16 protein-coding genes and 2 pseudogenes are annotated in these 22591 nt (G+C 70.3%); 12 read left to right on the forward strand and 6 right to left on the reverse strand.

Features of this window, described 5'->3' with window-relative positions:
* Positions 1-199: 199 nt before the first annotated feature.
* The 3 genes from IH61_RS46770 to IH61_RS42620 are packed head-to-tail and all read left to right on the forward strand — an operon-like array spanning position 200 to position 6361.
* Complete coding sequence (locus tag IH61_RS46770; protein ID WP_051836391.1) at positions 200-3241, forward strand: LodA/GoxA family CTQ-dependent oxidase; 3042 nt, start codon at positions 200-202, stop codon at positions 3239-3241.
* Positions 3242-3261: 20 nt separating this feature from the next.
* Positions 3262-4401, forward strand: coding sequence for a tryptophan 7-halogenase (locus IH61_RS0106475; RefSeq protein ID WP_037971776.1), 1140 nt, complete (start codon positions 3262-3264; stop codon positions 4399-4401).
* Between the two features lie 37 nt (positions 4402-4438).
* A complete protein-coding gene (locus IH61_RS42620; protein WP_051836393.1) occupies positions 4439-6361 on the forward strand; it encodes a hypothetical protein in 1923 nt (640 codons plus the stop codon).
* 248 nt (positions 6362-6609) lie between these two features.
* Here the strand turns inward: IH61_RS42620 and IH61_RS0106485 are convergent, their stop codons facing one another.
* A complete protein-coding gene (locus tag IH61_RS0106485; protein ID WP_037971777.1) occupies positions 6610-7872 on the reverse strand; it encodes an alpha/beta hydrolase family protein in 1263 nt (420 codons plus the stop codon).
* Between the two features lie 36 nt (positions 7873-7908).
* On the opposite strand from IH61_RS0106485, the gene IH61_RS0106490 reads away from it, so the two are divergent.
* On the forward strand, positions 7909-8484 hold the full coding sequence (locus IH61_RS0106490) for a helix-turn-helix domain-containing protein (protein WP_037971779.1): 576 nt from the start codon (positions 7909-7911) through the stop codon (positions 8482-8484).
* 434 nt (positions 8485-8918) lie between these two features.
* Here IH61_RS0106490 and IH61_RS49890 read toward each other — a convergent pair whose 3' ends face one another.
* Positions 8919-9389 (reverse strand): hypothetical protein, encoded by a 471-nt coding sequence (locus IH61_RS49890; RefSeq protein WP_063763147.1) that lies wholly within the window; start codon positions 9387-9389, stop codon positions 8919-8921.
* 181 nt (positions 9390-9570) lie between these two features.
* Between IH61_RS49890 and IH61_RS49895 the strand changes: the two genes are divergently transcribed.
* The gene (locus tag IH61_RS49895; protein WP_063763148.1) at positions 9571-10095 is read left to right on the forward strand and encodes a tetratricopeptide repeat protein; all 525 of its coding nucleotides are present in this window, start codon (positions 9571-9573) and stop codon (positions 10093-10095) included.
* A gap of 455 nt (positions 10096-10550) precedes the next feature.
* Positions 10551-11480 (forward strand): ROK family protein, encoded by a 930-nt coding sequence (locus tag IH61_RS0106500; RefSeq protein ID WP_037971781.1) that lies wholly within the window; start codon positions 10551-10553, stop codon positions 11478-11480.
* Between the two features lie 253 nt (positions 11481-11733).
* Here the strand turns inward: IH61_RS0106500 and IH61_RS0106510 are convergent, their stop codons facing one another.
* The gene (locus IH61_RS0106510) at positions 11734-12843 is read right to left on the reverse strand and encodes an acyltransferase family protein (RefSeq protein WP_158844704.1); all 1110 of its coding nucleotides are present in this window, start codon (positions 12841-12843) and stop codon (positions 11734-11736) included.
* 331 nt (positions 12844-13174) lie between these two features.
* Here IH61_RS0106510 and IH61_RS40455 point away from each other — a divergent pair, with 331 nt between their 5' ends.
* Entirely contained in the window at positions 13175-14554 is a 1380-nt protein-coding gene (locus IH61_RS40455) for a serine/threonine-protein kinase (protein WP_158844706.1), read from the forward strand.
* On the opposite strand, the pseudogene IH61_RS50185 reads toward IH61_RS40455, so the two are convergent.
* Positions 14534-14919: pseudogene (locus IH61_RS50185) on the reverse strand (ATP-binding protein). The gene IH61_RS40455 and the pseudogene IH61_RS50185 overlap by 21 nt on opposite strands.
* Positions 14920-15025: 106 nt before the next feature.
* On the opposite strand from IH61_RS50185, the gene IH61_RS46775 reads away from it, so the two are divergent.
* From IH61_RS46775 to IH61_RS0106535, 3 genes and pseudogenes are all read left to right on the forward strand, one after another.
* Positions 15026-15175, forward strand: coding sequence for a hypothetical protein (locus tag IH61_RS46775; protein WP_158844709.1), 150 nt, complete (start codon positions 15026-15028; stop codon positions 15173-15175).
* 729 nt (positions 15176-15904) lie between these two features.
* On the forward strand, positions 15905-16312 hold the full coding sequence (locus tag IH61_RS0106525) for a hypothetical protein (RefSeq protein ID WP_031066305.1): 408 nt from the start codon (positions 15905-15907) through the stop codon (positions 16310-16312).
* 233 nt (positions 16313-16545) lie between these two features.
* A pseudogene (locus IH61_RS0106535) lies at positions 16546-16752 on the forward strand (transposase); the annotation flags it as partial.
* Positions 16753-16907: 155 nt separating this feature from the next.
* Here IH61_RS0106535 and IH61_RS0106540 read toward each other — a convergent pair.
* Both IH61_RS0106540 and IH61_RS0106545 read right to left on the reverse strand, forming a co-directional pair.
* Complete coding sequence (locus tag IH61_RS0106540) at positions 16908-19358, reverse strand: tetratricopeptide repeat protein (protein WP_078910885.1); 2451 nt, start codon at positions 19356-19358, stop codon at positions 16908-16910.
* Positions 19359-19589: 231 nt separating this feature from the next.
* The gene (locus IH61_RS0106545) at positions 19590-20432 is read right to left on the reverse strand and encodes a hypothetical protein (RefSeq protein ID WP_031066316.1); all 843 of its coding nucleotides are present in this window, start codon (positions 20430-20432) and stop codon (positions 19590-19592) included.
* Positions 20433-21477: 1045 nt separating this feature from the next.
* Between IH61_RS0106545 and IH61_RS0106555 the strand changes: the two genes are divergently transcribed.
* Positions 21478-21786, forward strand: a complete 309-nt coding sequence (locus tag IH61_RS0106555) for a hypothetical protein (RefSeq protein ID WP_031066321.1) — start codon at positions 21478-21480, stop codon at positions 21784-21786.
* A gap of 43 nt (positions 21787-21829) precedes the next feature.
* Positions 21830-22552, forward strand: coding sequence for an HAD family hydrolase (locus IH61_RS0106560; protein ID WP_420713849.1), 723 nt, complete (start codon positions 21830-21832; stop codon positions 22550-22552).
* The last annotated feature ends 39 nt before the right edge of the window (positions 22553-22591 follow it).

The following is a 22591-nucleotide window of genomic DNA, read 5'->3' on the forward strand; positions in this document are numbered from 1 at the left end:
CCGGGACCGGGCGACCGTTGCTGGCCGATTGGAGTGAGGCGGACCGCCCCCGGCCCGCCGCCTGGTCGGTTCGGGCGTACTTCGGCGCGCCGCCCCCCGAAGGTTCGCGCACGCTGGACCGGGGTCCGGAAGCCGCGAGCGGCGTCGACCGCGACGGTCTGCCGACCCCGACCCACCACCGCACCGACGGGAGCACAGCATGACCCGGACCCCCGAACCCTTCGACGACACCGCAGGGACGCCACCCCTGCCCGGCTGCGCCGAGAACGCGGCCGGCGCACTGAAGCAGATGTTCGTGGACATGACCCAGGGTGTCCGGATGGCCCGCGGCCAGGACCCCGTCAAGCGGCCGGTGTTCCTCAAGCCGCACGGCGTCGCCCGGGGCACGCTCACGGTCGCCGACGACCTGCCGGCCGACCTGCGCGTCGGGTTCCTGGAGAGCGCCCGCACCCAGGCCGGCGGCCTGACCGCGTGGGTGCGGTTCTCCAGCGACACCGTGCCGGGCCTTCCCGACCTGAAGACCACCCTCGGCATCGGCATCAAGCTGTTCGGTGTGCCCGGCCCGAAGCTGCTGGAGGGCTACACCGAGGCCGGCACCCAGGACCTGCTCCTGCAGAACTTCGACGTCTTCTTCGTCGACACCGCCCAGGACATGTGCGAGTTCACCAAGGCCGGTGTCATCGACGGCAGTTACGACAAGTACCTGGAAGCCCATCCGGTCACCCGCGAGATCCTCGACGCCATGGCCAAGTTCGAGCCGAGCGTGCTGACCGCCACCTACTGGGGTGTGCTCCCCTACGCCTTCGGACCGGATCGTTTCGTCAAGTACAAGCTGGTGCCCGCCGGTTGCGAGCCGGGCGACTCGGCGGCGACCCCGCCCGACGAGGACCCCACCTACCTCGGTGCCGACCTGGCCCACCGGCTCAAGGCCGGTCCGGCGGCCTTCGACCTGATGCTCCAGTTCCGCACCGACGACGAGAAGATGCCGCTGGACCGGGCGACCGTGCGGTGGGAGGAGTCCGAGAGCGCCCCCGTGAAGGTGGCCCGGCTGACCCTCCAGCAGCAAGGCGTCACGGCCCGCGGCCAGGCCGCGTACGGTGAGAACCTCGCCTTCAACCCGTGGCACGGTCTCGCCGACCACACTCCGGTGGGCAGCATCGCCGAGGTGCGCAGGACGGTGTACCTGGCCTCGGCCGAACAGCGCCGCGACGTGAACGGCGTCCCGACGGCCGAGCCAGGCCCCGCCCGTCCGCAGATCACCCCGCCGGCAGCCCGCGACACCCGGATCGTCCGGGCCGCCGTGCACCCGGCCATCGGCGTGGCCCGGGTCGGCGACAGCACGATGGACGACTTCGTCCTCGCCCCCGAGGTCGACGATCCCGCCCCGCTGCCCGCCGGGAGCTACAAGGACGCCACCGGCGCCCTGAAGCGCCAGGCCGTCCGGTTCCGGGTCTACGGCTACAACGCCGCCGGCGAGCCGGTCGCCGAACTGACCGCCGACAACGCCGACCTGCGCTGGACCGTGCACGTCGCCAACTCGAAGGCGGCCTGGTACCAGTTCCAGATCGCCCTCGACATTCCGGAGGCGAACCAGGCCGACGCCAGCAACCTGCGCAACCCCAAGATCCAGGCCGACCAGCGCAAGGACCTCCTGGTCATCGACCCCGGCCCCCGCTCGGTGCGCGGCCGCAACCGCTCCGACAAGCCCGAGTACCGCTTCGACACCGGCACCTTCATGGGCAAACCCGTCTACCTCGGGGAGCTGCGCACCGACGACAGCGGCCGGCTGATCTTCCTCGGCGGCCACGGCGTCTCGGCCTCGTCGACCGGCACTCCCGCCGACACCTTCGCCAACAACGACGGCTGGTACGACGACACCTCCGACGGCCCGGTCACCGCCGAGGTGAGCATCGACGGACGGCCCGTCCCGGTCGAGCCGGGCTGGGTGGTGACCGCGCCGCCCAACTACGCGCCCGAACTCGTCTCGGTACGCACGATGTACGACCTGGTGCGCGACTCCTTCTTCAGCGCCGGGCAACTCCCCGAACCGCCGCGGGTCTCGTTCACCCGTGACGTGCTGCCCGTGCTGCGCCGGCTGTCCGGCCTGCAGTGGGTCAACAAGGGCCTGGCCACCCAGTTCGGCTTCGGCGGACGCGAGTTCCTCCTCGACCCCGCCCGGGTCGCCGCGCTGGCCGACCCCTCACCCGTCCAGCGGGAGCTGCGCCGGCAGATCTGGCTCGCCGTCCGCAACTACGACCGCGACGGCATGTCACCGGTGCCCTGGCCGGCGGTCTACGGCGACGCGATGAACCTGCCGCCCCAGTCGGTGCGCCAGCACATGACGCTCTCCGCGTTGCAGTACCGCCTCCTGCAGCGCTGGGCCCGCGGAGACTTCGTCGACGACTACGACCCGACGGCCACGCCGCCCGCCGCCCTCGACGACGTCCCGTTCGCCGAACAGCCCGGGACCCTCGACCGGGCGGCCCTGTCGTTCTGCCTCGCCGACGCCTTCCACCCCGGCTGCGAGCTGACCTGGCCGATGCGCCACATCACCCTGTACACCGGCCCGTTCCGAGTGCGGCACCGCGACCCGCTGGCGCCTCCCCCTCCCGACTACGGCCAGACGCTGACGCCGGAGCTCGCGCTCTCCCTCGACGGCCCGCTGCACGCCCAGGGCCCGGGCGACCTGACCCGGTGGATGGCGGTGCCGTGGCAGACCGACACGGCGAGCTGCCGGTCGGGCTATGAGTACGGCGCCTCGCTCGGCTTCGGCCCGTACGACCCGTACCTGCCCACCTTCTGGCCGGCCCGGGTGCCCAACCACGTGCTCGCCGAGGAGGACTACCACGTGGTGATGGACACCTCCCGCCCGATGGCCGACCGCCTGGCCGCGTTCCAGAACCGGCGGACCTGGCTCCGCTGGCTGCCCCGCGACTACACGGCCGCCATCAACGCGATGGTGCAGGACTTCGGAAGGCTCGGGGTGGTCGAGCGTCGGCCCGGCCCCACCGACGATCCCCGCCTCCCGGCCGAGCTCCTGGTGGAGTCCGAGGTGAGCTTCCCGCCCGAGCTCGCCCCGCCGGCCGGGCGCAACCTGGTCACCGTGCACGTGGACCGCGGCGCGGACCCCGTCGTGGGCGCGGCCGCGCTGGCCACCGCGGCCACCATGGCGGACGCTCCCGACGAGGAGGTCTCGGTCGGGTTCATCCACAAGGTCAAGCGCTTGCGGCCCAGCCGGTGAGCCCTCGCCCACCGGTTCGCGTGCGCCCGTCCGGACCCGTCGACGCCGTTGTGGCGGGCGGCGGTCCGGCGGGCGCCGTGGCGGCGCTCGTCCTGGCCCGGGCCGGCCACCGCGTCGCGCTCCTGGACGACGGCGGCCAGTCCCCGCCGCCGGACGGCCCCGTGTTCAAGATCGGCGAGTTCCTGCCGCCCGCCGCCCGGCCGCTGCTGAACGACCTCGGCCTGCTGGACGGCTTCCTGGCCGCCGGCCACCCCTCCTCCACCGGCACGTACGCCGCCTGGGGATCGGCGGCGCTGCACGGCCGCAGCCACCTCTTCGACCCGTACGGGCACGGCTGGCACCTCGACCGGCTCCGCTTCGACGCCTTTCTACGGGACGCGGCCGTCGCGGCGGGCGCCGAACTGCGGCGGGCCACCGTCCTGGAGAGGCTCGACGACCGCCTGATCGTCCGCGACCGGGTCACCGGCGCTGTGGCGCCGCTGTCCGCCCCCTGGACGGTCGACGCGACCGGCCGACGCTGCGTCATCGGCCGCCGCCACGGCCACCGCCGACGGCAGGACCGGCTCGTCGCCGCGTACGCGGTGTTCCCGGACCGGCCCCGGTCGCAGCCGGAGGACCTCGAGGCCCGCACCCTGGTGGAGGCGGCGCCGCACGGCTGGTGGTACACCACCCGGGTCCCGGCCGGGCGCCTGGTCGCCCACCTGACCGACGCCGACCTCGCCACGCCCTCCCTGCGCACCCCTCAGGGCTTCTGGTCCGCGCTCAGCCACACCGTCCACGTCCGGCGCCGCCTGGCCGGACACGGTCCGGCCGCAACTCCCGTGCCACGCTGGGCTCCTGCCCACGGCCTGCGGCTCACCCCGGCGGCCGGGCCCGGCTGGGTGGCAGCCGGGGACGCCGCCCTCGCCTTCGACCCGCTCTCCTCGCAGGGCATCCTCACCGCACTGCACACCGGCGCCCGAGCGGGACGGGCCGTGGCCGACTGCCTCGCCGACGGAGGACGGTCGAGGGCGTCGCTCGCCGACTACACGGCGTTCCTGGACGGAATCGCGGCGGCCTACCGAAGAAATCATGCGTACGCATACGACCAGGAGCAGCGTTGGCCCCTGAGCCCCTTCTGGGGTCGCCGCCGAACAGCGAACAGCCCCGCAGCGGCATAACCTGAAAGAGCCGGAACGCTCGTCCAAGGGGTCAGTCATGACTACTCAGCTGCTCGCCGTGCTGGACGCCGCGGAGGTCACCCAGGCCATTCAGGACCTCCAGCACAGCGTTACCCTGATCGCCGGCAAGGTCACCGTGATCCGCGCCTACGTGAGCGGCGCGAGCGGCCCCGCCACCGGCGTGAACGGCACCGTGACCCTCCTCCGGTCGCCCACCGATCCCCCGATCACCGTTTCCTCGGCCAATACCGTTTCCCTCGATCCAGCCACCCCCAAGGACGTGCCCACCCGTCGAGCCGACGCAAGCCTGAGCCTCAACTTCGTCGTGCCGCGCGCACTGACGGCCGAAGGGGCACTCAGCGTGAGTTCGATCTCCCTGACCGACACCCTGACGGGTGCGGACGTCCCGCTCCAAGGGTCGTCCGGCGGCCCGACCGTGTGGTTCCACACGTCCCCGCCGCTTCGCGTACGGGTCCTGGGGCTGCGCTACACCATGGCGACCGCGGGGAACCCCCCGGTCACCTACACCCCTCGGGACGTGGATCACACCTTCCTGATCAGCTGGCTCAAGCGCGCCTACCCGGTGGCAGACGTCATCGAAGCGCCACACGCCGTCATCGACGTCATGGCCACCCCGCCGTTCCAATGCACCGACACCAACGCCCAGCTCGCCGCCATCCGCGCGCTCGACATCAGCGCCGGCGGTGACCGGCGCACCCACTACATCGGCCAGGCAGCCGACGGCGGGTTCTTCATGCGCGGATGCGCCTCCGGGGTACCCGACACACCCGACCCGACCACCGTCGCCTCGTCGCCGTGCGGTGCGGCCACCTGGGGCTGGGACTTCGACGGCACGTACGCCGACTGGTACGGCGGGCACGAACTCGGCCACACCTACGGCCGCAAGCACCCGGGATTCTGCGGTGAATCGAAGGACGACCTGCAGAACTACCCGTTCCAGAACGGACAGCTGGCCGATGACGCGAACAGCTTCGCCGGATTCGACGTGGGCGACCCCCAGCTGAATCTGCCCATGGCCGCCAAGCCGGGGGTGCCGTGGCACGACGTCATGACCTACTGCAACCTCCAGTGGCCTTGCAGCTACACCTACGAGGGCATCCGCCAGCGCCTGCTGGCCGAGGACTCCCTCGCAGCCGGCGCCCCGGCGCCCACCCCAGTGGCTCCGCTCCGCGAGGCCGCCCCCGAACTGAGAGTCACCACGCCGAGCGGCGGCCGCCCCGACGACCGGTTCCCGCGACTCTCGGTCACCACCGCGCCGGCCCCGACACCGGCGGCCGACGAAGCGGCACGGGGAGCGGGACCCGACGCCGGGCAACTCGTCAGCGTGATCGGGACGGTCGACCTGACCCAACGTGTCGGTGCCATTCGCTTCGTCAACCCGGTGTCGGCGGCGGCCCAACAGCCGGCCCAGCCGGCCCCGGCCGGACAGCCGGACGGCGCCGGCCCGGACGGGGGAGTCCCGGTGGTCCTCCGGATCCAGCAGGCCGGCGGCGCACCGCCGCAGGACTTCCCGGTCACGGTCAAACTGTCGTCCGACCCGGACCCGGGGCAGGACCGCACCGGCCTGATCGACGCGGTCCTCCCGGTGGGGACCAACCCGGCGTCCGTTGAACTGCTCGTCGGCGGACAGGTCGTGGACACCTTTCGCCCCGGAGCCCCGCCCCCGATCCTGCGCGGCGCCCGTCCGACGACGGCGCAGGACGGGAACGTCGGGCTGGATCTGGACTTCGGCCCGGTTCCGCAGGACGGTCAGACCTTCGCCACCCAGGTCAGCACTGATGGGGGACGGACCTGGCAGACCGTCGGGGTCGGCCTGAAGAACCCGATGATCACGATCGACCGAAGCCAGTTCCCTCCGGGGACACCGCTTCAGGTGAGGGTTATCTCGACCAACGGCTTCACGAGCACGACATCGGACATCCAGGGCTTCCAGGTGTGAAGTGAAGCGTCGACGTTGTCGACCAGGCTGGTGACGATGGTGCCGATGTGCCTGCCGCCGTCGACATTCACCAACATCAGAACGGCCGGTCAACCCGACACACTGTCGAGTTGACCGGCCATCGTCGCGTCCGCCTCCCCACTGGGAGCGGCCGCCAGGAATTCCCCATGGATGGCCGGCTACATGTGTGGCTGGGGGTGACCGCTGTGGGCTCGGCAGACTTGGTCCGGACGGGGCCTTGTCCTCCGCTACTGTCGCGCCAGCCAGGTCGCGATCTCGTCGACCACCGCCGGGGCGACGTGTCCTGGCCTGGCGTACTCGGCTGGGGTGGCTTGGCCACTGCCGGTGAAGAAGAGGTGGTTGGCGTCCTGGTGGATCCGGATCGCCACTTCGGGCCGGTTCGCCAGGGCGCGCTGCCAGAGTTCCAGGTCGTCGGTGACGGTCACCTGGTAGTCCCGCCCGCCCTGCAGGATCAGCATCGGGCAGGCCAGTGCGGCCGCCGTGGCCACCGGGTCGTAGGCTCGCAGGTCGAGCCAGTAGGCGGCGAAGAACCCCAGGGGCAGAAGGTTGGGCGGTGTGTCGGGCGTGAGTTCGGGGCTCGCCGCCAGCGCGGCCTGCCGGGTGAGCGCGGCGACCGCCTCGTCGGCGCTGGGGCCGGGGGTGAGGGTCGCGAGGTAGTGAGCGACCCGGACGGCCGCCTCGTGCATCGGCTGCGCGTCCGCGGCGAGCAGGACCAGGCCCGCGATCGTTGGGTCGGCGGCGGCGATCCGGGGTGCCGCCTTGCCGCCCATGCTGTGGCCGAGCAGATGGATTCGGTCCGGGGCCACCTCCGGTTGCCGGCGGAGCAGTCGGACGGCGGCGAGGGCGGGCGGCAGGTACTCGTCGGCCATGGTGAAGTCGGAGGGCAGGCGGTCCGGGTGCGCGAAGGTCGGCTTGTCGAAGCGCAGCACGGCCACCTGGCGGGAGGCGAGTCCCCAGGCGATGTCCTTCAGCGGCTTGTTGGGGCCGCTGGTCCCGTCCCGGTCGAACGGCCCTCCACCGGCGAGCAGGACCGCGGCGGGCCACGGTCCTGGGCCGTCGGGCAGGGTGAGTGTGCCGGGTACGGCGAGTGGCCCGGTGTCGAGCAGGACTTCCCGCTCGGTGAACCGGTCCTCCTGTGCGTAGTGCGGTGGTTGCCACACGGCGCCGTCGTGCGGATCGAGGCGCAGCCCGTGCAGCAGGCCGTCGCCGCCGACCGAGGTGACCACGGTGAAGCCTGCGTCGGCGCAGGTGACCGCGATGCGCACGCGGATCGGGTCGGTTTCGCCGGCCTCGATCACCGGTTCCCGGACCGCCCGGATCCCGCCGTGGCCGGCGGCCTCGGTGGCCCAGGCCAGTTGCAGCGCCTCGGCGGAGACCATGGCCCGCAGCGGGGGCGCGAAAAGCTCCGCGATCTTGTCGAAATGCTCTGCCCGCAGCAGCGCGGCGAAGCCTCGCGCCACCTCCAGTGCCCCATCCTCATCCATTCGCATAATTGAGAATGGTAGCAGTTGTGAGAAGGTTTGGGTATGGACTCCCTGAAACTGCTCGCCCACCCCATCCGGCTACGGATCGTGCACGCGATGGGCGGAGGAAGGCTGCTGACCACCGCACAGCTGTGCGCGCGCATCCCGGAAGCCTCCAAGGCCACCGTCTACCGCCACATCGATCTACTGGTGAGCGGCGGGATCCTGGAGGTGGCCGAGGAGCACAGGGTGCGTGGGGCGGTGGAGCGGCACTACCGGCTGCGACCGGACCGGGCCGTCGTCGGGCCCGAGGCCGTCCGCGCGCTCACCCCGGAGGACCATCGGCAGGCGTTCACCACGGCGATGACCGCCCTGCTGGCCGAGTTCAATGCCTACCTCGACCGTGAGGAGGCGGACCCCGTGGCCGACCAGGTGGGCTACCGGCAGCACGCCCTCTGGCTCAGCCCCACGGAACTGACGGAGCTGATCGGCGAGCTGCGCGCGGCCATCGTGCCAAGGCTGGCCAACTCGCCCGGCCCCGAACGGGCGCAGTACCTGCTCAGCCCGATCCACTTCCCGGTGGAAGCCCCGAAGGAAACCGGGCAGCCGACGACCGAAACCGGGCAACCACCTCGTTGACGACTACGCGTTGTGACATCCGTGGCCAGATGACTCCCCGCCAACTCGGCGGGAGATCGAGCCGAGGCTCGGCCTGCCGGATGTCGATCCCGCCGCGAGGCAAAGGGCGGGCAGGCTGCCGGTCGCCGCGCAGTACATGGCGGGCAGGCAGGAGCAGAAGCTGCCAGGGTGTAGGCCAGTCGTCAGCCACTTGTCGGCCCGTGTCGGCCAAGGGGAGGGGCGCCGTGTCAGCGGATACCGCACCGACCGGGACGTTGATCAGAGCTGCCAGGAAGCAAAGGGGCTGGTCACAGCCCCGGCTCGGCCGCGAACTCGGCATCGCCGAAGGCAAGGGAGCCGCCGGTCCGGGGCGTGACCAGGTGTCACGTTGGAGACTCGGTGGCCGAGTCCCCACGTACTGGCTGCCGTACCTGATCGAGGTCCTGGAACTGCGGCTACCGGAGTCGGGCGGCAGTTCGCCAACCGATCCGGACGATCCGGCCTCGGGCGATACCGTGGATTCCGTCATCGAGCTGAGCCGGAGGGACGTGGTGGATCGCCGGGGATTCGTGGCCGCCTCCAGCGCGTACGCGCTCGCGGCCCTGGGGCTGCCTGACCCGGACAGCCTGCTGCGGCGTGTCCGCCTGAAGGCCGGCGGGAAGGTCCAGGTCGGCCGGGGCGAAGTTGCAGCCGTCCGCCAGATGACCAAGTCCCTCGGCGACGCGGCGGCCGAACTCGGAGGCGGACACGCCCGGCACCTTGCCGTCCGCTACCTCCACGAGGACGTCTCCAAGTGGCTGGACGGCACCTGGACCGAGGCCGTCGGCCGCGAACTGTTCGCCGCGACCGCCCAACTCGTTCACCTGGCAGGTTGGATGGCCCAGGACGAGGGCAACCAGGACGCCGCCCAGCAGTACTACGCGCACTCCTGCCGGCTGGCCTCCGAGGCTGGCGACGCCGAACTCGCCGCAACAGCCCTGCGCGGCCTGGCAGTCCAGGCCATCGACCTCGGCTTCCGCGCGACCGCCGTCCGGATAGCCGAGGACTGCGTCAACCAGGCCAAGAACTTGGACGACCCCCGCGCGGTGGGCCTACTACCAGGCCACCTTGGCCAACGCCGCTGCCCTGGACGGCGACCGGCCCACCGCCACCCGCTCACTCGCCAGCTCGCAGACATCCATCGAACGCGCCACCGGCGCCCCCGGCGACTCGTGGGCCTCGCACTACAGCATCGGCCGCTGGGCGCACGAAGCCGGCATGATCCTGGCTCAGCTCGGCGATTACGCGAGCGCACAGGACCACCTGCACCACGCGCTCGAAATCCACGGCCTCGACCGCCGACGAACCCGCGCCATCGTCCTGGCCGACCTCGGAACCGTCCGGCTCCGCCAGGACGACGTGGACGGCGCCCTCGCCTCCTGGAGCGACTTCCTCGACTGCGCGGACGGCGTCCGCTCCATCAAGGTCCGGGATGCCGTCCACGACATGCGAGCCCGCCTGTACCGGCTGCGGGACGTACCAGGAGTCGGAGAGTTGGACGAACGAGCGTCAGCTCTCGGACAGGCGGCCCCGATCCTGTGGACCATTGCTGGCGACGGCCGGATCGGGCTACCGCTGGGGGCTTCCGCATGAGCCGACCCTTCGAGCGAATGTGAAGACCCCGGTACGGCGCTGAGGGAATGACAGGTGTCTGCAGCAACACGCCGGGACTTGCGTCGGAGCAGTACCTCTTCGGCGAGTGGGAGCCGAACTTGAGCGCCTTCCTGCGCGACCGCCTGTTTGGCCCGGGGACACCTTCGTCGACCTCGGATCCCACCGCGGCGCGTTCAGCCTCCTGGCCTCCCATGCCGTCGGACCGACCGGCCGAGTCGTCGCCATCGAGCCCACCTCGCAGTTCCACGCGTCATCGGCACCAACGAGGCCCTCCAGCGCGAACTCTCGACTTCGGAGAGGCATCGTGCTGCGCTACCACACCAGCGGGGGAGTGGACGGCTTCATCAGATCCTCAGGCTCTGCGTGGCACTGTGGGCGGCTGGCCGGGGTGCGGAGGCAAGCCCCCGGCGACATCCGAGTGCGAGGAGAGGCGCGTGTCATCGCCCGTAGTGCTGGGCTTCGACATCGGCGGGACCCGGATCGCGGTCGCCGCAACCGACACGGGCGGCACCAGGCTCGGCTCGGATGTCGTGTCGACGCACGCCGAGCGGAGCGCCGAGGGCTGCCTGACCAGGGCGGTGAAGGCCGCGAGGGTCCTGATGGAACGGGTGGCGCCGGGGCGTCGGCCGATCGCGGTAGGAGTCTCGATGCGCGGAGTCCTGGGCAGTCGTGGCGGTGCCCTCTCGCCGAACAATCAAGGCTGGAGCGGTCCGGCGGTACGCAGCAGGCTCGAGTCGGCGTTCCTGGGCGCCCGGGTCCGGGTGGCCACCGACGTCATGGCGGCCGCCCGCGTCGAGGCCGAGTACGGTTCCCTGGTCGGCGCCGACCCGGCGATCTACCTCAACCTGGGCAGCGGGCTGGCCGTCGCGATCGTGGTCGGCGGAGAGGTCATCATTGGCCACAACGGCCTGGCCGGCGAGGTCGGGCGCAATCTGCGACACGTGTCCGATGTCGGCAGGTCGGCCGGTGACCGGATCCTGCTGGAGGAGGCGGTCGGCGGCAAGGCCCTCATGGATCAGGCCCTGAGAGTGCTCCCCGGTCTGGACGGCGCCCGTCAACTCCTTTCCGGCACCGCGCGCCATCCACAGCTGTCGCGGCTTCTGGAGGAGTTCACCGGCGAGCTCGCCTTCCACCTGGTGAATCTGACTGTCGCCGTCGACCCGGAGCGCATTGCAGTCGGCGGCGGTATGGTGCGGGCCTGGGACATCCTGCATCAACCACTGCGCCGGGCCCTCGGCGCCGCCGTCCCGGACCCGCCGGACCTGGTAGCGGCAGACTTCCCGCTCAACACCCCGCTCCTGGGCGCGCTTGCCCTCGGACAGGCGGCGGCGCGCGACGCGCCGACGAGCGGCGCCGTTGCATGAGCCGGGCGGCGACGCCTCCTACACCACCGGCCAGGTCGGCTTCGGGGCCCTCGACCACCACACCGACAAGTTCAGCAAATTCTCCGTCACTCCCGCCAACTGGAGCGTCAGGACGACAGAGTCGGCCGACGCTCGCCAGGGGCGCCGGCCGACCTGCTCTGCTGCATTCTCGAGGAGGACTATGCGATCGCCGGCCTCCAACTGCTCCTCGGAAAGCAAGGAGGAGGCGATTCACATTCAGCGACCAACGGTGTTAGCTGCGTGAGGCTCGATGCCGGGCCATCGGCGCCCGGACCGCCGGCGGGGAAGCCGTGGTCCGCCGCGCTCCACCGCCACCCGCGAGCAGGCTCGGGCGTCGGCGTGCCGCAAGGTCCTCGACCCATCCGAACAGCACCACGGCCGCAGCCGTCCAGACGAGGGTGCCGAGAATCAACAGGACAGCGCCACCGGCGGTGGAGCTGTCCAGCTCGAACTGCGCCAGCAGCAGGGCGATGAAGAAGATTCCGGGGTTGTGCCAGAGGTAGATCGTGACCGCCCGGGCGTTGAGCAGCGAGACCAGCCGGTCCAGTGCCGGCACGCGGGCCGGCCAGGACATCTTCGGCTGCCACCGCAGCAGCAGCAGGACGAACGCGAACGACCAGTAGCAGTTGGCCATGGAATCCACGGTCAGGTCGAAGTTGGATTCCTCCCGGTGGGCCCAGGCCAGCCAGCCGCCGACGGCGAACGCGGCCAGCGTAATCGGCAGCACCACCCGCCACTTCAGCTCGCGAAGCATGCCGTCCCGGTGGGCGAAACCCAGCAGCCAGCAGGCCAGGTAAGTGCAGAAATCGGTGATCGATCCCGTGATCGCGTCGCTCATTCCGAAGGAATTCTGGCTGAAAACGTAGACCAGCAGGAATGGAAGGCCGAGCATCACCGCCGGGAGGCGGCGAAACAGCGGCAGCAGTACCGGGGACAGCAGGACGAACCACAGGTAGGTGCTGATGTACCAGAGCACCCCGACGAACTCCTGGCCCCAGTTGCTGGCAGGTGGAGAATTCAGCGGAAGAATCCAGAACAGCATTTTCGGGTCGGTCGGCGATGTCCCGTCCCCGGCCGTCCAACCGTGGATCAGCATGACCGCAATGGCCACCGTGCCGAGCGTCCAGAGGGACGGCAGCAGTCGGCGGAGGCGGTGGCCGACCGTGACCAGGCCGGACTTGTTCATCGACGCGGCCATCAGGGAGCCGGCGAGGGCGAACATGACGCCCATCGACGGAAAGAGGACCGTGAGCCAGCCGAGCCCGAGCGCGTGGTAGACGATCACTCGGACGATGGCGAGCGCGCGGATCGTATCGATGTAGCGATCCCGAATTGCTGTCACGGGGTGGCTCTCTCCGAGTTCGAACGGTCGAGGTGGTCGGGCATGAGAAACGTCACAGTCCCGCATGCCGCGAGCGGTGGGACTGAAGGCAAAGGACGACGTCCCCGCGGCGCCGGTCCTCCGAATCCTGCGGCGCGTCGTCCCGGTCGGTACGGGAGCCGGGGGTGGGAAGTCCGGTGCGGTCGGGAGCGTCGCGGGCCACTTTAGACACGGGTTCCACCCCTGCCGAAGAGGTCGCTTCCGCCGCTGCGGGATGCGGGACGGACCTCATCAGAACCTCAGGATCGCTCTGGGATGATCCGGTCCCATGACCCGAATCCGGGAGCATTCCGTGGGCGATGTCGTGGCCGAGCGCTTCGAGCTGATGGCACGGCTGGGCAGCAGCACGGGGACGGTGTGGCAGGCGCGCGACCTCTTGCTGGAACGCGACGTGGCGCTCAAGGAGTTGCGCGTCCGCACGGCGGACGACCCGGCCGAATCGGTCCGCCTACGGCAGCAGGCGCTGGAAGAGGCCCGGGCGGCGGCTCTGATCCGCCACGTGAACGCGGTCACCGTCCAGGAGGTGCTCGTCCAGCAGTCCCACCCCTGGCTCGTCATGGAACTGGTCACGGGCCGCAGCCTGCGTGAGCTGCTGTGGACTGACGGTCCGTTGGCCCCGGCCCGGGCCGCCCGCGTCGGCCTGGACGTGCTCGGCGCCCTGGACGCGGCGCACACGGCGGGCGTTCTGCACGGGGGCGTCGAACCGGGCAACGTGCTCATCCGTGCGGACGGGTCCGCCGTGCTGACGGGCTTCGGAGCCGCTGGCGGTGCTCCACCCTTCGGCGTCACGGGTGACGTCCTCGGATCGCCGGAATTCGTGGCGCCCGAGCGGCTTCGCGGTGAGGGGGTGGGACCGGCATCCGACCTGTGGGCGCTGGGCATGCTGCTGTACGTGTGTGTCGAGGGCCGCACGCCGGTGCTCGGCCACTCGATCCGCCAGACCGTCCGCGCGGTGTGCGAGGAGCCGATGCCCCTGGCGTCACAGGGCGGGGCACTGACGAAGGTGATCGGGGAACTGCTGGCGCGCGACCCGGGCGGTCGGCCGTCGGCCTCCCGACTCGCAGGGCTGCTCGGCGAGGTCGTCAGGAGCGAGACGGAGACCGTCGTGTTCGGCCGGCCTTCGGCGCGGGCGGAGCCCACCGTCGGCGTGGTCCGGTCGCCGGTGGAGCAGGCGCCGGGCCGTCGTCGTCGACGCCGCCTCATCGTGGTGCTCGACGCGGTCGTGGGCTCGGCCGTGATCGCCACGGCCACCGCCCTGATACTCCTCCACCAGGGTGTCCACATCGGCCCGGCTTCGGCGAGCAGCCGGTCCGCAACAGGAACCTGGATTGCCGACCTCGCCGAGATTCCCCATACGACGGCCCCGGATGAACGGGACCAGCGACTTGCCGACCTCCGGGAGCAGGTCCCCGGCGCCGTGCTCGTGGACAGTGACAGCTGGGAGTCTCTGCCTCCGGGCACCTGGGTCGTCCGCGCGCCCGAGGAGTTTGCGGACGGTTTCTCGGCCCTCGCCCACTGCCGCAAGCTCGGCTCCGAGGAGTGCACTGCCCGTTACCTCAGCCACGAGCAGGACGAACGGGACCTCACGTGCGAGGCCGCGCCAACGCCCGACCCCGAGACTTGCCGCCACCCCGCAATGCGTAACAGGTCCTCATCCCGGCAGGACGGCTAGCTCGACGAGGAAGCAGGCGCCGGCTTCCTGCGGCGTGTGGCCGTGAACCACGGTGCCGCCGTGGCGGTGGGCGATCTTACGGGTGATCGCCAGACCCAGTCCGGTCCGTCCGGTGGATCGGTCACGCGAGGCGTCGAGCCGGTTGAGGCATTCGAAGATCCTCTCGCGTTGCTCCACGGGTATCCCGGGCCGTCGTCACGCACCTCCACGCGGGCGGTGGAGCCGCCGGCGCTGACGGCGACGGCGGCCCGGGTGCGGGCGTGCCGCACCGCGTTGTCGAGGAGGTCGCGCAGGCGCCGTTCCAACGGCCGGGGATCGCCCTTCACGAGGGTGCCTCGGGCAGAGAGGCGGCAGTCGACCTCCACAGGTGCCGGGCGACGAGTTCGTCGAGCAAGTGCCGGGTGTGGGCGGCTGCGATGGCCATCGGAACACTCTCCCGTTTGGGCAGGCGGTTGCGGGGGTCAGCAGCGGGTGGGAGGTGAGCGGACGGGCGGGGACGAGGACCGTGTCGCCGGCGGCCAGACCCAGAGCCAGCGGCGCACCGCCGCAGGCCCGCGCGAGGGCCTCGGCAGCGGCCGGTTCCGCCCACATCTGCTCCTCGCCGACGATGCGGCCGACTAGGCGGGCGACATGGGCGGGCCGCGAGCAGGCCCATGCGCTGGTGGTGGGCGCCCAAGGCGGCGAGCCCGGGAATCGGCGAACAACTGGTCACGACCGTCGGGCAGCTGGGTTCCGCCGGGACCAGCGGCACCACCTGTTCGACGCGGACCGCGTCATCGAGCAGCACGAGCAACCGCCGCCCGGCGGCCTCACTGCGCCACATTCCGAGCAGGTCCTGCTGGCGGCGAGCAATACTCGATTTTGCCGAATGCGTCACCACAAAAATACGGAAAGTCACCGCAGTTAAGGCGGCCGTCATGCCTAGCACGAACTGTGCTGTGACTGGAAGTGGCAGTTGGCGGTAGGAAGCAATGGTTGGCGGCTCGCCGCTATCGTCACTGTGGGTGATCTGTGACTCGGTGCGCTAAAGCCGCGGCGCTGGCCTGAGCCTCTACCAAGTCGTCCGCGAGCTGCAGTTACTCCTCGCCCCCTGGGCCGGCGCCTGCCCCACCTGTCACCGCGACATCCCCACGCCGACACGCACCTGCCCGGGAGGATCTACGAAGCGGCTGTACGGGTTCGTACGGGAAACGTGACTCCGCACGGCCGCCTCGGGCAACCTGGACCCGCTGGCAGGGACGAACAGCGAGGAACGTCCAACGGCACGAACGGTCGTGGACGGCACGCACCCGCCACGAGAACCACGCGACCAAGCCATCCAAGCCTCACGTAAAACCTCGGAGGTAGCACATGAAGATCCGGCTCACCCGCCGCGCCGCGACGATCGTGGCGGCAGCGACGCTGACCGCCGGCGCCGCTGTCGCCATCACCCCGACGACCGCGTCCGCGTCCACCACGGACATGGGAATCCGCCTGAGCACCACCCACAACGTGGGGGTGTACGGGTATTACAAGAACATCAGCAACGCCAGCAAGGTCGCCCCCGACCTCTCCCCCTACAACAATGACGGGATCGAGACAGACTGCTGGAGCAATCAGGGGCAGGACCTGGGCTACGGGCCGTACTGGTACCACACGATCAGCGAGTACTACAACAGCGCCGGACAAACCCTGCACGTCTACTCGTGGACCTACGCCCCCTACGTGGACAACGGCAACGCCATGAACCACCTTGGCCTTCAGTACTGCAACTACTAGGCCGTTTCGTTTGGATCAGTGGGCGGACCAGAGGGAGGTGCCCGCGATGTGGAGTCCGGCCCGGTAGATGGTGTCGGTCTTCTTGTAGCGGGTGGCGATGCCCCGCCACTGGTCGGGTAGCCGGGCCACGTTGCCGTGGCCCGGCTCCCTCAGAACCGGTGGGCTGCCCCGAATTTCGTGGAGTCCATGATCGTGTTATCAAGCGGCTTGCGGGGCTTGGAAGTGGATTGGAAGTTGAGTCGATGAACTCCCGGCTGAGAAAGGCCACCCACAACCGCGGCCACTTCCCCTCGGAGCAGGCGGCGTTGAAGGTGCTCTACCTCGCCGTCCGAGAGCAGATCACTCCCAGGGCCAGCGACATCAACCATGTCGCCGCACGCTGGAAGGAGGCGCTGAACCAGTTCTCGCTCTTCTTCGAGGACCGGCTCAGCATCCGATAACCACAAGGCCCTGCGGCGAGACCCCCTGTTCCTACCCGCGAGGCCCCAGTTGATGAAGCCTCAGCCGACGACTCCCCGGGAGACGCCCACCGGGGCATCCCTGACGGTTCACCGTGAAGTCTGGCCGGGCCAGGGCCCGGACAGAGTGACCACACTCATGAGGTGCTGCGGCCGCCGCCTTGTCGCTCTGTCTGCTCCTCGTCGGCGGTCTCGTGGCGTTTCTCGATTTTCCTGAGGGGTTGAGGGGCGGCCCAGTCTGTCGGTGTCCAGGGGATCGGGCACTCAGTCGCGGTGGCGTCGAGCCGCTGCTGCGCTTGGGCCGCCCTGGGGTGGCTGATCTCCTCGAAGAGGTGAAGTGCTTTCTGCCAGGCGTGACGCGCTTGGTCGAATTGGCCGGACGTGGCGTGGGTCTCGCCGGTGCCGAAGAGCGCGTCGGCCTGGAGGAAGGTGTCGGAGAGGAGAAGGGCAAGGTGTTCTTGTTCGCGGTAGAGATCGAAGGCGACGTCGAGGTCTGCGTCGACAAGGTGGAACCAGGCCAGATTGCCGATGGCCAGAGCTTCACCGCGGCGATCGTCCAGCTGCCGGTAGATCGCTAGGGCCTGACGAGTATCCGCGAACGCTTGAGCCAGGCGTCCCAAACGTTGCTGGAGCACCCCACGGTTCTGCAGCGCTACCGCGCAGGCCCGAGGCGCGTCCTCGCCGTGGAGCAGCTCGAGGGCCTGGGTGAAGAGGGCGAGGCTGTCCTCGTTGTTCCCACGCTGGCATTGAACCGCGCCGTAGTCGATCAGAGCCGTGCCCTCGCCGCAGGGGTCGACGACCGTGCCACGGTAGATCTGCAGCGCCTTCAGGCAGCTTTCTTCTGCTTCGTCGAGGCGGTCCGTCCTCCAGTAGACACTGGCGAGCCCGGACAGCATCAGGGCCTCGGCGGCCTGGTCGCCGGCGGCCCGCGCGGCCACGACAGCGCGTTGCTGCACAGCGAGGAAGTCGTCGAACTGGTAGCGGGCGATACGGAATTCCTTCTGGACTGCGGCGAGTTGCCACACGTGACGGTGAAGTCCGGCTTGTGCGGCAGAGACCTGGATGGCGGCGAGGTTCTGGTGCTCGTTATCGAACCAGGTCAGGCCCTCGTCGTAGCCGGCGAACCGCATGGGCCTTCCGGCTCCTTCGGGCGGCACACCAGTCAGGGGCGGGGAACCGATGACGCGTGACGCGGCGTGGCCGGTGGCCACGGCCCAGGTCGCCAGCCGGGCCACAGGCCCGGCGGGGTCCGGCTCCGGATCGGCATCGGCGAGTTCCGCGGCGTAGCCCCGGAGCAGGTCGTGAAGTTCATAGCGGCCGGGTGTGTTCTGGCGGATCAGGTTCTCGTCCTGGAGCTGCTCGAGGGCGTCCTCTGCCTCGAGGTCGGGGATATCGGCGAGTGCGGCGACGAGGGCCGGGGTGAAGTCGGGGCCCAGGTGGTGGCCGAGGAGACGGAAGGTCCGCTGGAGCGGCTCGGCGAGGTCCCGGTAGGAGAGGTCGAACACGGGGCGTATCGCGCGGCGCCCGGCGCGGATCGCCTCAAGCCGGCCGGCCTGAAGCCGGTCGGCCAGCTGAGCAAGGCTCCAGGCGGGCCGGGAGCGCAATCGGGCGGCGGCCAGCGCCAGCGCCAGCGGGAGCCGGTCGCAGAACTCCACGATCCGCATAGCTGCCGCAGGTTCTGCCGCAACGCGGGCGCTGCCGGCGATCCGTGACAGCAGGTCGAGTGACTCGGCGTCGGAGAAGGTGTCGATCATGTGCGGGGAGACGCCGTCCAGGTCGGCCAGACTACGCCGACTGGTGATGAGGACCAGGCAGGTGGGGTCGGCAGGGATGAGGTCGCGGACCTGGCCCGCGTCCGCGGCGTTGTCCAGCAGTATCAACGCGCTGCGATTTCGCATCCGGTCGCGGAACATCGCCGCTCGCTCGTCCCGGCTCTCGGGGATCTGCCGCGCGGGCACGCCGAGCTGCCGCAGGAAGGCATCCAGGACCGCCGACGGGTCGGACGGGGGCAGATCAGGGTCGAAGCCGCGCAGGTTCACGTGCAACTGGATGTCCGCGAAGTGACCGGCACGGACCAGTTCGTGTGCGGTCCGGATTGCGAGCTGGGTCTTGCCTACCCCAGCCATGCCCTCGATCGAGGAGATCACCACTGCGTTCGCGACGCCACCGTCGCGAGGCTGCCTCGCGGCCTCGATGAGTCGGGCGAGCTCGTCCCGGCGCCCGGTGAACGTCACAAGGTCCCCCGGGAGCTGACCGAACACGCCCACCGGGCCACTGCTCTTGGCCAACCCGTGCACTCGGATGCACGCCTCCCGCCAACGCGCCGTTCCAGGCTCGTCCACGCCCAGTGCCCGGACGATCGCCACCACCAGATCCAGATCCAGGCGCCGTCGACCGACCTTGAAAGCGTCCACCACCGTGGTCGTCGACACAACGCGCGCCGGCCGTAGCAGCGGCCCGGTCCGCTTCGCCAGCACGCGATAAGACGGCATCCCCGCCCACGTGCGCAACTCACCCAACAAGCTGACGAGCTCGGCCAGATCCATCGCCTGGCTCGGATCCGGCATGCCGCCGTACGGCTCTCCCATGATGACCCCGCCCCGTGAAGCCGTGCCCCTGACCGTGAGTCTAGGTGCGAGGTGTTCGCGATCGTACGGGATCGTGCGGAAAGCGGGACTACGCCAAGCTTCCGCGAGCAACCCGGTTCTGCCGCTTCGCGCTAGAAGATCCTGATGATCTTGGAGTGGATGGGCGGGCTGGCCGGTGGTCGTGGGCGGTCGGCCGCTCACTGACCGCCCACGACCACTTTGCGAGTAGCTCTACTCCGGGCTGGTTGGGGCTTGTGCCGCTTGGAGGCGGCTGGCGACGTAGCTGGCGCGGTCGCCTCCGTTCCACTTGTGCCAGTGGTTGGCGGTGCCGTCAGCGGCGCCCAGGAGGTCGGCGAGCATCTTCCAGTGGACCGCGCCGACGAGTGCCAGCCAGGCGCCGTTGCGGGCCTTGTTGGCGCTGGGGATGCCGAGGCGCTGGAGGCGACGTTGCAGGGTGTTCGAGCTGAGGTGGCTGGAGGGGCGAAGGCCGGGAAATCGATAGGGGGACTCCTGATCTTTGAGTGCTGCCGCCAGCGGGCGGCGTTCGTGGATGAGCTGTTGGAGGAGGGCGGACAGGCGCGGCCGGAGCCAGAGTGTTTCTCGGCCGAGTTGGAGGCCGAGGACTCCTGGCTCGTCGGGATGGATGTGGATCTGGGTGAGGGTGAGCTTGACGATCCGGTCGGTGCTCTGGCCGTACTGCAGGACGAGGCAGCCGGCGACGCGGTCCGCGAGCGGGAGGCTGTGGTCGGTCTCCAGCTTGAGAGCGGTGAGGACCCGGTCGGTGTCGTTCATGATGGAGCGTTCGCCGTGCCTGCTTGAGGTGGCGATGGCGACGTCCGCGGGTGCGAGCTTGGCGGTTGCCGCCCACAGCAGGAAGGGCCGGGCGTAGTACGGGCCGGTCGAGTTGGCGATGAGCCACCGGTCGACGAGGTGCTGGGTGAGGCCGTCGAGGGTGCGTCCGCGGCTGCGGATGTGACCGAGGAGGATGCGGGCGGCGCTCAGCTGTCGGCGCAGGTGCTCGCGCTGGTAGCGGCTGAAGCCAGCTTGGTCGACGCGCTGGTGGGCGAGGGGCATCAGATGCCAACGCGCGTATCGGGCGAGGAGGGTCCGCCGTGGTGCGACGGCTGCCGCCGCGGCGTCTGAGGCCCCACCCGTACATCGTCGTGAACATCGCCAGATCCCGGGCCGCGGCGAGAGCCCCCTTGTGGCCCTGCTCGCGAAGCCGCTTGATCTCCGGGTCCATCTGGCCGAAGAAGAGCTTCACCTCTGCCCTGGTCAGCGGCCGGTTGCCGCTGGGCTGGCCGATGTACTCCTGCGCGTGCCGGACCGCGTTCAGATCCCGCAGGGCGAAGCCGGTGAACATCCCGAAGGTGCTCAGACATACCTGGGGCCACTCGTAGGCCGGGTCACTCAGGTAACTGAGGTACAGGGCAAGGTCGTTCTGGTACTTGCGCATGGTCGACGTGGCGACGGTGTCCGCCAGCATCGCCGACCATCGGTCGAACAGCTGCCGGTTCCAGGCCGGTTCCCAGGGATACCCGGCGGACATCGCCTGGACTTGGCGCGCGATCCTTGCCCTGGTGTTGACGGTGTCCCAGGACAGTCGGCGGGCCCGCTGGTGGTCTGCGAAGCCCTGCAGCGTCTTCCCGAAGACGACCTCCTCGGGGCGGAGCATCGCCACGCCGGGCAGCACGTGCAGGGTCGCGACGCCGGGAACCGCCACCGAGCTTCCTGAAGTTCCTCGGCTCATCCATCACCCTCTGTGTCCGACGCTGGGCCCCACTTTCGACGCGGTGATGCGCGGGACACAACATCGGTGCGCTGAACACACCACTTTTGAGGGGATCGCAGGCCAAACCGCACACGACCCCAGCGGAGCGTGATAGAACTCGACTCCAGCGGGCACTGGTCGCCCTGCTGGCCAGGAGGAACGCCGCAGAGCTCTTGGTGCGCGCACCGCAACATTGCTCGAAGTGCTCGGCCCAGGGAAGGGAGACGTGCTCGCCGAGTCCGAGTGAGTGCAGCAGCGACCGGGCGGTTTCGGCGGCCGGGGCCGACGCTCGTGGCCCGGCCCCGCGCAGGTGGGCCACGAGCTGCCCGTCCAGGCTGGCTCTACTGGATGAACTCAGGCGGAATCCTCGGCCAGACCGGCAGCTGCCACCTCGAACTCGGCGAGCACAGGACGGCGGCGGAGCACTTCGAGCAGGCCGCCTCGACCTTGAACCCCGCCGATCTGCGGACGCGGGCGCTCTTCGCCTCGCGGGCGGCCTCCGCCCACTTCCTCGCGGGCGACCAGGACGGCGGCCTCGCTGCCGCCGACTCCGCCCTCGACCTCGCGGCTCACGTCCAGTCCGCCCGGCTGAACGAGCACCTGGAGCAGACCATGGACCATCTCCGGGCCGCTCCGGCCACCGGTCTAACGACCTGATAGAACGATCACGACAAGTGATGGCGGCCAAGGAGTCGTGACCGTGACCGGCACCGTGCTCGTTCTATGGGACGTCGACCGCACCCTGGTGTACGTCGGCGAGACCGACCGCGCGGTCTACCGCGAGGCGTTCCTCCACGTCGTCGGCCGCGAGGCGGCGAGGCTTCCCGAGCGGGGGACCGGACGCACGATGCCGCTTGCCGTACGCGAGCTGCTCGCCGCCAACGACGTCGACCAGCAGGACGTGGAGCCGCTCGCGGAACAGATCGTCGCGCTGCTGCCCAGGCTCCTCGCCGCCAAGTCCGAGGAGCTGCGCTCGGCCGGCGTGCTGATGCCCGGCGCCACGGCGGCCCTCGCCGCGGTCGCGGCCCGTCCCGACCTCGTCCCCACGGTGGTCACCGGGAACCTGCAGCAGAGCGCCGAGATCAAGCTGAGCGCCTTCGGACTCGACCGGTACGTCGACCTCGCCGTAGGCGGCTTCGCCTCAGACGACTCCCACCGGCCAGCTCTGGTCGGCATCGCCCAGCGGCGCGCGGGCGCCCGCCACGGGACGGCCTTCGACCGCTCGAACACGGTGATCATCGGAGACTCGCTCGAAGACGTTCGGACCGGAGCGGAAGGCGGAGCTGCCGTGATAGCCGTGGCCTCCGGCACCACCAGCGCCGAACGACTCGCCGAAGCCGGGGCGGACCGCGTCCTCGACAGCCTGAGCGACCCTCGCGCGGTACTCCGCGCAATCGCCGAACTCACCGGAACAAACCAGTAGTTCGGAGGGTGGCTCTGGTCACCCAGCCCGGGCGCACGG

The sequence above is a fragment of the Streptomyces sp. NRRL WC-3742 genome (genome assembly GCF_000720635.1).
Classification (GTDB): Bacteria; Actinomycetota; Actinomycetes; order Streptomycetales; family Streptomycetaceae; genus Kitasatospora.

Excerpts from the sequence above, each read along its gene's own strand:
- IH61_RS0106540 (WP_078910885.1), bottom strand. The coding sequence starts at position 19,358 with ATGGGAGAGCCGTACGGCGGCATGCCGGATCCGAGCCAGGCGATGGAT.
- IH61_RS0106555 (WP_031066321.1), top strand. The coding sequence starts at position 21,478 with ATGAACTCAGGCGGAATCCTCGGCCAGACCGGCAGCTGCCACCTCGAA.
- IH61_RS0106545 (WP_031066316.1), bottom strand. The coding sequence starts at position 20,432 with ATGCCCCTCGCCCACCAGCGCGTCGACCAAGCTGGCTTCAGCCGCTAC.
- IH61_RS42620 (WP_051836393.1), top strand. The coding sequence starts at position 4,439 with ATGACTACTCAGCTGCTCGCCGTGCTGGACGCCGCGGAGGTCACCCAG.
- IH61_RS0106490 (WP_037971779.1), top strand. The coding sequence starts at position 7,909 with ATGGACTCCCTGAAACTGCTCGCCCACCCCATCCGGCTACGGATCGTG.
- IH61_RS0106525 (WP_031066305.1), top strand. The coding sequence starts at position 15,905 with ATGAAGATCCGGCTCACCCGCCGCGCCGCGACGATCGTGGCGGCAGCG.
- IH61_RS0106485 (WP_037971777.1), bottom strand. The coding sequence starts at position 7,872 with ATGCGAATGGATGAGGATGGGGCACTGGAGGTGGCGCGAGGCTTCGCC.
- IH61_RS46770 (WP_051836391.1), top strand. The coding sequence starts at position 200 with ATGACCCGGACCCCCGAACCCTTCGACGACACCGCAGGGACGCCACCC.